Origin of the sequence: Mesorhizobium sp. B283B1A (genome assembly GCF_020165735.1) — a bacterium.
GTDB lineage: Bacteria > Pseudomonadota > Alphaproteobacteria > Rhizobiales > Rhizobiaceae > Mesorhizobium > Mesorhizobium opportunistum.
The window spans coordinates 55,627-68,135 of sequence record NZ_JAIUIQ010000036.1 but is presented as its reverse complement, the minus strand read 5'-3'; the positions used below and the strand labels follow the sequence as shown (position 1 = coordinate 68,135).

Here is a 12,509-nt window from a genome sequence, read left to right as displayed (position 1 = left end):
CCCCCCCCCCCCCCCCCCCCCGACCATTCGAGGGGACAGACGATGCTTTATCCCGATACCGTCGAAGCCGAAGTCCTCGTGCATAAGCCATGGTTTGTGGCGACGATGTTCGGCGTCGTGTTTGCGATCTTCCTCGCCTTCAACCTGACGTCGACGAGCTTCGGCGAATTGATGCGCCCGGTTATCGGCGAACCATCGGAAAGCGGTCTATACGGCCGGTTTGCCATCGCATTCACGATCGCGCTGCTCTTCGTTCTCAATGTCGTGCTGATCGGATTTGCCTCGCTGCGCGTCCAGATTGCTATCGTCTGGCTGGAACTGCTGCTGCTCTTCCTGGCCTTCTTCGAGACCTTCCATCTCAGCCTGCCCTTCATCTGGGAAAAGCTGCCATTCCTGATTTCGCAAGGGGTGGTGACCACGCTTTACGTGTCGGCGATCTCCATCATCATCGCGTCCCTGATTGCCATATTGGGGGCTGTCGCCAAGCTGTCCACCAACGGCTTCGCCTATGCCATTGCCAGCTTCTACACCTCGTTCTTTCGCGGCCTGCCGCTGTTGATGCAGGTCTACCTGATCTATCTCGGCCTGCCGCAATTGGGCTTCGTGGTCGGCGCTGTTCCGGCCGGCATCCTGGCATTGTCGCTGTGCTACGGCGCCTACATGACCGAGATTTTCAGGTCGGGCATCCAGAGCATCGACCGTGGCCAGTGGGAGGCATCGCGCTCCATGGGCTTCGGCTTTTCCTTGACCATGCGCCGGATCATCCTGCCGCAAGCGCTTCCCGTCATCATTCCGCCGACTGGCAACCAGTTCATCTCGATGCTCAAGGACAGTTCGCTCGTCTCTGTCATCGGCGTCTGGGAACTGATGTTCCTTGCCCGCACGCTCGGCCAGAAGACCTTCCAGCACATGGAGATGCTGATCTCGGCTTCTCTCATCTACTGGATGCTGTCGATCTGCCTCGAACTGATCCAGTCCCGCATCGAACGGCACTATGCCAGGAGCAAAGTGCGATGAGCGCTGAAGCCATCATCGAAGCCAGGGCCGTTTCCAAATGGTACGGCCAATTCCACGCGCTGAAGGATATCAACCTCACAGTCCACAAGGGCGAACGCATCGTCATCTGCGGGCCGTCCGGTTCGGGCAAGTCGACGCTGATCCGCTGCTTCAACCGCCTCGAAGCGCATCAGGAAGGCGACATCAGCGTCAACGGCATCCATCTCCACCCGAAGATGAAGAACGTCGCCGACGTGCGCAGCAATGTCGGCATGGTCTTCCAGCACTTCAACCTGTTTCCGCACATGACCGTGCTGATGAACTGCATGGCCGGGCCGATGTGGGTCAAAGGCGTTTCGGCGGCGCAAGCGCGCAAGACCGCGCTGCAGTTCCTGGAACGCGTGCGCATCCCCGAACAGGCAAACAAATTCCCGGTCCAGCTGTCGGGCGGCCAGCAGCAGCGCGTCGCGATTGCGCGCAGCCTGTGCATGCAGCCGGCGGTGATGTTGTTCGACGAGCCGACGTCTGCGCTCGATCCCGAAATGGTGTCGGAAGTGCTGGACACCATGACTGGGCTCGCACGCGACGGCATGACCATGGTCTGCGTCACCCATGAAATGGGCTTCGCGCGTGCGGTGGCCGATCGCGTGATCTTCATGGACGCCGGCCAGATCGTCGAAGAGGGCAAACCGGACAGCTTCTTCGGAAATCCCCAACATGCGCGAACCAAGCTTTTTCTCAGCCAGATATTGAAACACTGACCAAGCTGGTGTTGCCAGCGATGTAACCGACACCGACGAATGTCGGCTCCAATGCCGCTCTAAAATATGCACGGCAACGGACGATTTCAGTCGGGCATGATGCCGATGATGATTGGCTTGTTTCAAGGTCTCGTTCGGTGATGCTGGTTATCCGCAGGCGGCTGATCAGCTATCACCAAGGCATTCTCTGAAGGTAAGCGCGAATTTCCCCGCACCTTTCTCTGTTGAGTGTGCCGGGGGCATGAGAAACTATGCGGGAAAGCGGCGAGGTGGCACGATCGTCGTGCGATCAACCCGAGGATAGCCTACCATGCCCAGAGCCGAAGATCTCAGCCGATCATAGATCAAGCGCGCACTGTGCTCATCGTTATAGAGATGAGTCAGAATAACTGGCTGGTGGCCGGAATGCTTCCCGGCATACAGCGGCACCACCTCAAGAAACTCGATCCCGATCCGAATGCTTTGCTCGACCTAATCACGCGCTGGCGATCGGAGGCTGAGGCTTCTGGGATACCGATGGGCCGGGTCGCGCTGGCCTTCGACGCTGGGCAGGATGGCTTCTGGTTGGCCCGGTGGCCTCGAGACGCGAGGCGTAGAGGCTCACGTCACCCATTCGACCAGCGTCGCCGTGAACCGTGAACATCGACGATTCTGGGCTGAGAAATTCGGCAGACACTTTGCCAATGATATCCGGAAGCGATCAGGCAGGCTCGGCGACATATGGCACATCGATGTGATTATCAGGTTGTCATCACCATCGGTGGAAAGAAACACTCGCTCTGGCGCGCCGTCGATCAAGCGCTGACCCTGATCGTGGGTTGAGGCTCGAACAACTCGTTTCCCCGCCTGAACCGTCACGCCCGCTCGTCCATGGCGCGAATGTCGGTTCGAGAAGCGGCTGTCTAAAGTAAATATCCGGCCGTTGACGCGGCTGCCTTGCGGCGGCGGCGGGAATTTCTAGACCTGCGATATGGCTGTATGTCTGGGAGGCAGCTAGCCGCTGCCTACCTTCCGCCGGTAGCGGCAGGCGTATCGGAAATAAGTCGCCGAACCGGAGCAGGGGTCCTAATGCACGGACGCGAACATTACTTGTTCCTCGGTTAGATTCGCCGGGGAAAACTCCTCGACGATTCGACCCTGTCTGCAGACCAATATGCGGTCGGACAGGTTCATGATCTCCGGCAGGTAGGACGAGATGACGATGACGGCGAGGCCCTCATCGGCCAGCCGGTTGATGATCTGGTGGATCTCGGCGATGGCGCCGACATCGACGCCGCGTGTCGGCTCGTCGAAGATGACGATGCGCGGCTTTTGCACCAGCCCCTTGCCGATCACCACCTTCTGCTGGTTGCCCCCGGATAGTTCGACCACGCGCGCATTGTCGTTGATCGCCTTGATGTTAAGCGTCCTGGTCCAATCGGCTGAAAGCGTCCGCATTTCTTGCTGGTTGATCACCCAGGCCTTTTCACGGCCGGCCGCCAGCAGCCCGCCGAACAGATTCTCGGCAATGCCCATCGTCTCGAAAATGCCTTCGCTCTTGCGGTCCTCGGTGACGTAGACGATGCCGTCGGCGACCGCTTGGCTGGGCACGAGATAGCGGACAGGCTTATCGTCCAGTTCAATCGTGCCACCACGGCGGAAATCGCGCTTGTAAATGCCCGAGACGACCTTGAAGGTCTCGGTGCGGCCGGAGCCGATCAGACCGAATACGCCGGTGATCTGGCCCTCGAAGATCGAGAAGGAGGTGTTGCGCACAACATTGCTCATCGAGATATCCTGCACCGACAGCACCTTCACGGTGGTCTTCAAGCCCGCCGAGCTTACTCCCGCCAGTGCTTGGGCCCTCGCCGACATCATCAATCGAGCTGGCGTTCCCGCGGGCGTCTTCAACCTCACGATGGGTAAAGGTTCTGTGGTCGGCCAGGCGATCGTCGAAGGTGTCGACGCTGTTACCTTTACCGGTTCGGTCGGCACCGGACGCGGCATAGTGGCCACGGCGGCCAGCCGCATGATCCGTGTCCAGGCCGAAATGGGTGGCAAAAACCCATTGATCGTTCTGGATGATGCCGATCTAGCGACAGCGGTCGACTGCGCTGTCGATGCTTCATTCTATCAGACAGGTCAGCGCTGCACGGCCTCGAGCCGGCTGATCGTCCAGGAAGGGATTCATGACAAATTTGTCAGCGACGTTGCGCACCGTCTCAAGACGCTCGTTGTCGATCATGCGCTCAAGAGCGGCACGCAGGTTGGTCCCGTCGTCGATCAGCGCCAACTCGATCAGGATCTGAACTACGTTGCCATCGGGGAGAGCGAGGGCTCACAAGATGGTCAGCGGGGAACGGCTCAATAGAGAAACCCCCGGGTTCTTCCTGTCACCGACACTGTTCACCGAGACAAACAACACGATGCGAATTAATCGCGAAGAGATCTTTGGACCGGTCGCGTCGGTTATTCGCGTCAAGGATTATTCTGAAGCGCTGGCGGTTGCGAACGACACCGAGTTTGGCCTGTCGGCAGGAATTGTTACGTGATCGCAGAAGCATGCCCGACATTTCGAGGCTAACATCGAGTCTGGCCTGACAATGGTCAACTTGCCGACAGCGGGCCTCGACTATCACGTGCCGTTCGGTGGAAGGAAAGGTTCAAGCTACGGACCGAAAGAACAAGGCAAGTATGCCGTGGAATTCTATACGATCGTCAAGACATCTTATTCCATGCCGTTGTGATCGGTGGACAGTAAATCGAACTGTGGAGGAAGCAATGCAGAAAATAGGCTTCATTGGACTTGGTCGCATGGGTCGCCCGATGGCCTCAAATCTGGTCCGAAAGGGTTTCCAGCTGATCGTCAATGACGTCAACGAAGAGGCGATGCAGCATCTTGTTGAGTTGAAGGCATCGAAGGCCGCCAGCATCGCCGATGTCGCGGCGCAATCGGATATCATCGTCACGATGCTCCCGAGCTCGGCGATCGTGGAAGCTGTCATCGCCGGCGAGGGCGGAATTCTTGCCAACGCGAAGGCTGGAAGCATCATTCTTGATATGAGCACGATCGATCCCGATACCACGGATCGTATGGCGCGTGCCTCCCAAGAAGGAGGCTTTGCATTCGTCGATGCTCCGGTCGGTCGGCTGGCATCACACGCGGATCGTGGGGAGTCTCTCTTCATGGTAGGCGGCGATCCGGAGCACTTCGCAGCGGTGAAGCCACTGCTGAATGCAATGGGAACGACAATTTACCATTGCGGCCCAGCGGGCGCCGGGACCCGGACTAAAATCGTCAACAACTTCCTCGCGGTCGCCTCGTGCCAGTTGAACGCAGAAGCACTCGCACTTTCGGAACGATTTGGTCTCAACCTCGACCGCACCCTGGATGTGGTGTACGGCACGACGGCCTTCAATGGACAACTTAAGATTGCTTGGCCGACCAAGGTTCTGAAGGGCGATGTATCGGCAGGCTTCACCATCGATCTGGCTCACAAGGATCTGACACTGGTCATGGAATCGGCGAACTTCGCGAAAGTCCCAATGCCCATGGCAGCTGCCGCTCGCGAAGCCTTCAGCGCAGCCCGCGCACGCGGTTTTGGCGGGCAGGACTTTTCAGCGATGGTGAACGCGCTGTGCGATGCGATCGGGATCGATAGTCCGAGGTTGTCGTCGAACTCGCCGCATAGGCCGAGTTAACGCTCCGCGACGTCGAGGCCCCACGCTAATCGAATTGAATGGGCGTCGTAATCTGGAGTGAAGGCGGTCGGCTTAACGTGCCTCGATGAGCGATGTGGTTAGGCAAGCCAAGGCACTCGCCAGATTGGCGGAGCTAATGCCATTATAGGTTCACGAGAAACGGACGAAGGTTAGATCGGACGATAGCGTAATCTACAATTCAGTTCGCGGAGCTCTAATGTGACGTCGAGTGTACAAGCGAACACGCCCAGGCGGCTCTGTCGTAATCGTCAGTGGCAAGAAGGCAGGCACAAATTGCTCGCTGTTCTCGCAGGGCGCCGCAGCCATCAGCTCGGCAGGCAATGTCAAAATACCCCGTCGCCTGCCGCCGCCAATTCGAAAGCTGATGCGCAATAGCGCAACCATCAATAACCCGCGCACCCGGCTGAAGGCTCTCCGCTACCATGCTAAAGAGCATCCGCGAAGGCACATATGTCGGCGCATACGCAAAGTAAAAATTCGATGAGCATCACGCGTATCTAACCGAATGGTCGACTGGCCCAGGCCGTGATTATGGGCGACCTTGTTTTCCACACGGGACAGGTCGGTAACCCGAACGAACATTTTGGCGAGCAAACCGCGACCGCGCTTGCTCCCGTCGATGATTTGCTCCGTCAGGCCCGGGTCAGGCAAGAACAGCATGCTTAATGCGACCGTATTGGTCTAGGATATCGACGATTTCAGCGCAATGAACCAGGTTGGGATAGTTGGGTCGATAGAACCAATGTGCCTCGCCAGCGATCTCTCAGGCACCGCTCATCACTCCCACAAAGTTGAGATCATCATCGTGGCAGCGATGGAATCTCAATATTTCATATCACCTCAGCATCTTTGCCATTATCGCCGAGCCTAGTTGGCCCGGCGTCTTTCCCAGCTTAAGAGTTCAGCGCATCTTCGATAGTTCCTTCGTGTTCGACTCCAACTGATTGTGTGTCGCTCAAAGTGAATGTGCCGTCCGGCCGTTGAAAATCACCCTTGTCGTTCATGACCCAGAGTTCGCCGGTCGAGATGTCGAACCAGGCACCGTAAATGCAGAGTTTTGCATTGCGTTCAAGTTCGTCTACGTACGGGAACGTGCGCAAATTTGAAATGGAATTTCGAATTGAAACCCGCTCCAAGGCCGTCTGCCGTTCGACCTCCGTCATCAATAAATTGCCCCTGATCTGTTCGGCACCCGCGTCGAGCAAGCTTATCCATTTACCGACAAAATCTTCCCGACCTATCGATTCTCTGCACTTACACAGCGCAGCTTGAATCCCTCCGCATCGTCCATGGCCCATGACGACGATGTTGCTGATCTGGAGGACCTGGATCGCGTATTCCAGTGCTGCGGACGTGGCATGATAGTGATCGTCCGGCTCATAGGGCGGTATAACGTTTGCGATGTTGCGCACGACGAATAATTCGCCTGGGCCGCAATCGAATATAGTTTCTGGTGCGGCCCTTGAGTCGCAACACGCTACGACGAGGGTGTGGGGGCGTTGGCCTGCCTCAGCAAGCTGCCTATAGCGATCACGTTCATCCCTGTATCGCCCGAGCATGAAGTTTTTATAGCCGGAAAGCATCCTATTTGGAAAATCCGTCATCTTAACACTCCTTGTAGGGCGAGGTCGTCATGCGCCCTGCGACCGCTGAATTGGTCTGATAGCCGCGGGCGGGCGGGTGCTTCGCCACAATTCCGGTTTCCCGCATAACGCCCGAGCGATCGCAGCCATGGTCACGATTCACTTGAGCTGAGACCGATAATGAAAGCCCCTTGTCTGCCATTGCCTCGGAGACGATCTCCGCCGAGCTCTCAAGGATGAGTGGCGACACGCTCCTGTTGGAAAATACCGATAGCGAGCGACCCAGTAGCTTTCTTGCTTCAATCATCAAGATTGTCGCTTGAAGTGGTCCGTGAACGACGAGGCCAGGGTAGTGCTCCTGGTCTCTTGCATACCTGATGTCGTGGTGGAAGCGGTGTCCGTTGAATGTCATGGTCGGATAGGGGGAAGAAGAACTTCCGACAATGATATCGTCCGTCTCGTCGCGTACTCCTTTTGCTCCCGGGCAGGTGGGGAGACTGAGCGGGGCCAGCAGCCTATTCCTCTAAGCAATGTCCTGGCGCTCAGTTGCCACCAGAGGCGCGCACAAAGACTTCCGTTTGCACACAGAATGTGAAACCGCCTATCGAATGCTAGATAATGTGCAGAGCGCAATCTATCTGCGATCGAGTATCGCCAATTTGCATTGCGAGCTCCGGTAGGATGATGAACAGGTCGCCGACCAGGCCGTAATCGGCAACCTGGAAGATCGGTGCCTCCTCATCCTTGTTGATGGCGACGATAACCTTGGAATCCTTCATGCCGGCGAGGTGCTGGATAGCGCCGGAGATACCGACCGCGATGTAGAGATCGGGGGCGACGACCTTGCCGGTCTGGCCGACCTGCCAGTCGTTCGGAGCATAGCCGGCATCGACCGCCGCGCGCGAAGCACCAACCGCCGCACCAAGCTTGTCGGCGACCGGCAGGATGACCTCCTGGAATTTTTCCGCCGAGCCGAGCGCGCGGCCGCCGGAGATGATGATCTTGGCCGAGGTCAGTTCCGGACGGTCGTTCTCAGAGAGCTTGTTTTCGACGAAGGTGGACAGGCCGGGATTGGTCGCCGCCTTAACGGTTTCGACCGCGACCGAACCGTCCTCGGGGGCCGCCTGGAAGGAAGCCGTGCGCACGGTTATCACCTTCTTGGCGTCGGTCGACTGCACCGTCTGGATGGCGTTGCCGGCATAGATCGGCCGCTTGAAGGTATCAGGCGAGACCACTTCGATGATCTCGGAGACCTGCGCGACATCGAGCAGGGCTGCGACGCGCGGCGCGATGTTCTTGCCCGACGAGGTCGCCGGCGCGATGATGGTGTCATAGCCGCCCGCGAGCGACACAACGAGTGCTGCCGTCGGTTCGGCGAGGCGCTCAGTGAGTTCGTCGGCCTCGGCCAGCAGAACCTTGGTCACGCCCTTCAATTTGGCGGCGGCGTCGGCAGCGCCCTTGGCGCCCTTGCCGGCGACCAGCACATGCACGTCCGAACCGATCTGCAGCGCCGCCGAGAGCGCCTTGGCGGTCTGGTCGGAAAGGCTGGCGTTGTCGTGTTCCGCAATGAGGAGAATGGTCATGTTTTTTATCCCTTCCCAGCCTTACAAAACGCCGGCTTCGTTCTTGAGCTTGTCGACCAGTTCGGCAACGCTCTTGACCTTGACGCCCGCCTTGCGGCCGCTCGGCTCCTCGGTCTTGAGCACCTTCAGGCGCGGCTTGACGTCGGCGCCGTAATCGGCCGGGCTCTTTTCGTCGAGCGGCTTCTTCTTGGCCTTCATGATGTTGGGCAGCGAGGCGTAGCGCGGCTGGTTGAGGCGAAGGTCGGCGGTGATGATCGCCGGCATCTTCAGTTCCACCGTCTGCAGGCCGCCATCGACTTCGCGCGTCACCTTGGCCTTGTCGCCTTCGAGCACGATCTTGGAGGCGAAGGTGCCCTGTGCCCAGCCCAGCAACGCGGCCAGCATCTGGCCGGTCTGGTTGGAGTCGTCGTCGATTGCCTGCTTGCCCAGGATGACGAGGCCAGGCTGCTCGGCGTCGACGACGCCCTTCAGCACCTTGGCGACGCCGAGCGGCTCGGTCTGCTCGTCGGTCTTGACCAGGATGGCGCGGTCGGCGCCCATGGCGAGCGCGGTGCGCAAGGTTTCCTGCGCCTGCTGCGGTCCGATCGACACGACGATGATTTCTTCGGCCTTGCCGGCTTCCTTCAGCCGGATCGCCTCTTCGACCGCGATCTCGTCGAACGGGTTCATCGCCATCTTGACATTGGCGAGTTCAACCGCCGAACCATCAGCCTTCACACGAACCTTGACGTTCGCATCCACAACCCGCTTCACGGGCACAAGGATCTTCATTTCATTTCGTCCTTAGCATATCCAAGGCGTTCGGCCTCGGTTGATGTTAATTCGAGACTAGAATTTCACGATATCCGACGTGCTTCCGGTCTGATCGAGTTTCCAAACACGGGCTATGCAGCGGCGCATCTCATCAGCGGTGGCCCCGCCTCGAAATTCTGCAAGGCGTATCGCCTTGGCTTCCAATTCCTGTTTCGCAAGCGTGTTGCCGGGGTCGCCTTTGGGCTCGTCGACGCGGGCAGTCAGTTTGCGGCCATCAACGGTCGTGACGCTCACCTTGCCAACCCATTGCTTCGGATAAAGGGTATCAACCTCTGCATCGAACTCCATGCGCACCTTCGACCGGAAACGGGTGACCCGGTCATCGGCAAGTGAATGGCGTTCGAATGCGTCGAGGTCAGCGACACCATGGACGGCGATGAGCCCCAACACCGTGCCCATGGAGAACTTCGCCTGGTGAATGGTTTGAGGGATATCCACCGCGCCCAAGACATCGATGGCTCCCTGATGGACATGGGTCACCATGTCCGCGATATCGTCTGGGCCGAGCCCTCCGCAGCGCAGGAGGAGTTGCAGCGCGTCAGCGGCCGGATGAGTGTGCCGGCAGGACGCATGCCATTTGAAGGACGTCTCCTCAGTTGCCCAACGGCTGCCGAGGCCATCCGTCAGGCGAGCCGGATCGGCATCGCTGGACATGCCGGCTGCCATGCCCTTCTTCCCTTCAAGGATCTGCGCGGCCCCCTTGAAGCCATCGCGGGCCAAGAAGGCAGCACACAGGCCGTTGGTGGTCGCCCGGGCGGTATGAAGCTGCTTGGAATCGGCGGCGTCGCGCAGGAATTCCCAGAGGCCCGCTGCTTGGGTACCGGCGGAACCGAGTGCATGGTTGATGCCGGCCGCGTCCAGCCCGATCAACTTCCCGACAGCGGCGGCCGCGGCGACAGTGCCGGCCGTGCCCGTTGTGTGGAAGATCTGGTAATGAGACCGCCCCAGGAACTCTCCGACCCGGATACCAACCTCGTAGCCGGCGATGCAAGCAGTCAGGATTTCACGCCCGGTCTTCCCCTCAGCTTCCGCAATTGCCAAAACGGCCGGAAAGATCACTGCCGCCGGGTGAAAGACCGAGCCGTTGTGAACGTCGTCCTGTTCCACCACATGGGAAGCCGCGGCATTAACCATCGCCGCGAAATAGGGGCTTGTGCGCCGCCGCGTCGGGATGATGGTGCTTGGGCCGTCCGCCGGCCCCATGGCACGCGCAAAGCCGTCGATCATCTCGACCTGGTGCGCGCCCTTGCCGGCCAGCGCCGAGCCGAGCCAGTCGATCATCAGTCCTTGCGCGAAATGAACGACGCGCGGCGGAATCTGCTCGAAGTCGAGCTCGGCAATAAAGGCGGAAAGCCTCGCTGTCGGCCAATCGGCGGTGTCCAGGCTCATCCGCTGTTTCCTCATCTGCATGCCCTTTAGACCAAAGCGGCCCGACGCAGGATCCGCCTTGCGCGCTCGATGACCGGCCGATCCACCATCTCACCGTTCACTTGAACAGCTTCACCGGACGAAGCTGCGCCGACGATGTCGCGTGCCCAAAAGATTTCATTGTCGCTCGGGCGAAAAGCAACGCGAATCGGCTCGATTTGCCTCGGATGGATGGCCATCTTGCCGCCAAAGCCCATCTTCATGGCGTGGCGGGCGTCATCCTCGGTGATTTCGGGACTGCCCAGGTCGGTCGTCACGCCGTCGATCGGCGCGGCACGGCCAGCTGCGCGCGAGCGCCAGACGATTTCGTTGCGAGCCGTAAGCAAGGTCAGCCGATCATGCGCGCAACCGAGATCGAGCGAGAAGTCGACCGAGCCGAAGGCGACGGCAACGACGCCGGACGTGGCTAATATGTCCGGCAGGTTGGCGAGGCCAACGGCGCTCTCGACCAGCGCGACAACGGAAACGCTGCGTGCCATGTGTCGGACCAAATCGGCAATGTCTTCCGAACGTTCGGCCTTGGGCAGCATGACGGACACGCCATCGAGGCGCCGCACGGCATCGATGTCCGCTTCATGCCAAGGTGTGCCCGCGGCGTTGATCCGGACCACGACCGGGGATTTCAGCGTCGCTGCATAAGCGACAATCGCCTCCCGTGCGCGGTCCTTGTCGCCGGGGGCGACGGCGTCCTCGAGGTCGAGAATGACCGCCTCCGCGCCGCTGCCGTCGGCCTTCGCAAAACGCTCCGGCCGTGAGCCCGGCACGAATAGCGGTGCGACAGGCGTGACGAAGCTTACCATTGCGCCATGGCCTTCACCGTCACATGGCCGTCGGCCGACCTCACCTCGAGAGCCATTCCGTCTTGCCTTGGGGGTGTTGCGCTCAGAAGCAGGCGCTGTGGGCCGGTCGCGGGATGGACGCCCCGGAATGAGAAACGGCGCGGCGCGGCGCCGACAATAGCGGCAGCGAAGTTCAGGAGGAGCGTCGCCTGCAGCGGGCCATGGATGACCAGTCCGGGATAATGCTCGACCGTGGTGGCGTAGGGCGCATCATAGTGGATGCGATGCCCGTTGAAGGTCAGCGCCGAATACCGAAAAAGCAGTACCGGATCGACGTCAATCCAAAGCTCGTGTGGTGCGGCCGGGGTTGGGCTTGCCGGCGGGGCAGGGGTCACCGCCGACGCTTCGGCTGCGCGATAGACAAGGGTCTGGTCCTCCTCGATCACCGGACCGGCGTCGTTGGCAATGTCGTGCCGGACCCTGACGAAGGTGAGCGGGCCGGTGCGGCCCTGCTTCTCGTCGATACCGGTCAAAGTCGAGCAGCGGCGGATGCGGTCGCCAGAGCGGATCGGCGCCATGAAACGGACATCGCTGGCAGCCCACATGCGGCGTGGAAGCGGCACCGGCGGCAGAAAGCCGCCTCTGGTCCGGTGCCCGTCAGGTCCGAGTTCGCGTCCGTGGGCAATATCAGGCGTCAGGCACCAGTGCAGTCCGGGCGGGACCGCGCCCTCGGCGGTTGGCGCTGCGTAATCCCCAAGCGTGGCGCCAAAGCTGGCCAGCAGGCGCGAGGTCACAACGTCCTCGACCTCGTGCGTGCGTCCAAGCCATTCCCGCAGTGTGCATGTGTCCAGGCTCATGAGGTCC

Annotated in this window: 9 protein-coding genes and 3 pseudogenes; 5 read left to right on the top strand and 7 right to left on the bottom strand. The window is 59.9% G+C overall.

Annotated elements, in window-relative coordinates:
* Window positions 1-42: 42 nt before the first annotated feature.
* From LB577_RS25430 to LB577_RS33550, 3 genes and pseudogenes are all read left to right on the top strand, one after another.
* Complete coding sequence (locus LB577_RS25430) at window positions 43-1,017, top strand: amino acid ABC transporter permease (RefSeq protein ID WP_224689413.1); 975 nt, start codon at window positions 43-45, stop codon at window positions 1,015-1,017.
* Window positions 1,014-1,757: an amino acid ABC transporter ATP-binding protein gene (locus tag LB577_RS25425; RefSeq protein WP_263496225.1), complete on the top strand. Its 744-nt coding sequence runs from the start codon at window positions 1,014-1,016 to the stop codon at window positions 1,755-1,757. Before LB577_RS25430 ends, LB577_RS25425 begins: the two co-directional genes overlap by 4 nt.
* 553 nt (window positions 1,758-2,310) lie before the next feature.
* Window positions 2,311-2,555 (top strand): annotated as a pseudogene (locus LB577_RS33550) (hypothetical protein); the annotation flags it as partial.
* Window positions 2,556-2,822: 267 nt separating this feature from the next.
* Here the strand turns inward: LB577_RS33550 and LB577_RS25415 are convergent.
* A pseudogene (locus LB577_RS25415) lies at window positions 2,823-3,563 on the bottom strand (ATP-binding cassette domain-containing protein); the annotation flags it as partial.
* On the opposite strand from LB577_RS25415, the pseudogene LB577_RS25410 reads away from it, so the two are divergent.
* A pseudogene (locus LB577_RS25410) lies at window positions 3,553-4,483 on the top strand (aldehyde dehydrogenase family protein); the annotation flags it as partial. The pseudogenes LB577_RS25415 and LB577_RS25410 overlap by 11 nt on opposite strands.
* On the top strand, window positions 4,431-5,438 hold the full coding sequence (locus LB577_RS25405; protein ID WP_224689408.1) for an NAD(P)-dependent oxidoreductase: 1,008 nt from the start codon (window positions 4,431-4,433) through the stop codon (window positions 5,436-5,438). The pseudogene LB577_RS25410 and the gene LB577_RS25405, both read left to right, overlap by 53 nt.
* Window positions 5,439-6,352: 914 nt before the next feature.
* On the opposite strand, the gene LB577_RS25395 is transcribed toward LB577_RS25405, so the two are convergent.
* From LB577_RS25395 to LB577_RS25370, 6 genes are all read right to left on the bottom strand, one after another.
* Window positions 6,353-7,063: a carbonic anhydrase gene (locus LB577_RS25395; RefSeq protein ID WP_224689407.1), complete on the bottom strand. Its 711-nt coding sequence runs from the start codon at window positions 7,061-7,063 to the stop codon at window positions 6,353-6,355.
* 590 nt (window positions 7,064-7,653) lie between these two features.
* Entirely contained in the window at window positions 7,654-8,625 is a 972-nt protein-coding gene (locus LB577_RS25390; RefSeq protein WP_224689406.1) for an electron transfer flavoprotein subunit alpha/FixB family protein, read from the bottom strand.
* A gap of 21 nt (window positions 8,626-8,646) precedes the next feature.
* Complete coding sequence (locus LB577_RS25385) at window positions 8,647-9,396, bottom strand: electron transfer flavoprotein subunit beta/FixA family protein (RefSeq protein ID WP_224689405.1); 750 nt, start codon at window positions 9,394-9,396, stop codon at window positions 8,647-8,649.
* A gap of 57 nt (window positions 9,397-9,453) precedes the next feature.
* A complete protein-coding gene (locus LB577_RS25380; RefSeq protein WP_224689404.1) occupies window positions 9,454-10,827 on the bottom strand; it encodes an MmgE/PrpD family protein in 1,374 nt (457 codons plus the stop codon).
* Between the two features lie 26 nt (window positions 10,828-10,853).
* On the bottom strand, window positions 10,854-11,666 hold the full coding sequence (locus tag LB577_RS25375) for an HpcH/HpaI aldolase/citrate lyase family protein (protein ID WP_224689403.1): 813 nt from the start codon (window positions 11,664-11,666) through the stop codon (window positions 10,854-10,856).
* Window positions 11,660-12,502 carry a MaoC family dehydratase N-terminal domain-containing protein gene (locus LB577_RS25370; RefSeq protein WP_224689402.1) on the bottom strand — a complete coding sequence of 281 codons (843 nt, stop codon included), beginning with the start codon at window positions 12,500-12,502 and terminating at the stop codon, window positions 11,660-11,662. Before LB577_RS25370 ends, LB577_RS25375 begins: the two co-directional genes overlap by 7 nt.
* Between the last annotated feature and the right edge of the window lie 7 nt (window positions 12,503-12,509).

Excerpts from the sequence above, each read along its gene's own strand:
- LB577_RS25430 (WP_224689413.1), top strand. The coding sequence starts at position 43 with ATGCTTTATCCCGATACCGTCGAAGCCGAAGTCCTCGTGCATAAGCCA.
- LB577_RS25425 (WP_263496225.1), top strand. The coding sequence starts at position 1,014 with ATGAGCGCTGAAGCCATCATCGAAGCCAGGGCCGTTTCCAAATGGTAC.
- LB577_RS25405 (WP_224689408.1), top strand. The coding sequence starts at position 4,431 with ATGCCGTGGAATTCTATACGATCGTCAAGACATCTTATTCCATGCCGT.
- LB577_RS25395 (WP_224689407.1), bottom strand. The coding sequence starts at position 7,063 with ATGACGGATTTTCCAAATAGGATGCTTTCCGGCTATAAAAACTTCATG.
- LB577_RS25390 (WP_224689406.1), bottom strand. The coding sequence starts at position 8,625 with ATGACCATTCTCCTCATTGCGGAACACGACAACGCCAGCCTTTCCGAC.
- LB577_RS25385 (WP_224689405.1), bottom strand. The coding sequence starts at position 9,396 with ATGAAGATCCTTGTGCCCGTGAAGCGGGTTGTGGATGCGAACGTCAAG.
- LB577_RS25380 (WP_224689404.1), bottom strand. The coding sequence starts at position 10,827 with ATGAGCCTGGACACCGCCGATTGGCCGACAGCGAGGCTTTCCGCCTTT.
- LB577_RS25375 (WP_224689403.1), bottom strand. The coding sequence starts at position 11,666 with ATGGTAAGCTTCGTCACGCCTGTCGCACCGCTATTCGTGCCGGGCTCA.
- LB577_RS25370 (WP_224689402.1), bottom strand. The coding sequence starts at position 12,502 with ATGAGCCTGGACACATGCACACTGCGGGAATGGCTTGGACGCACGCAC.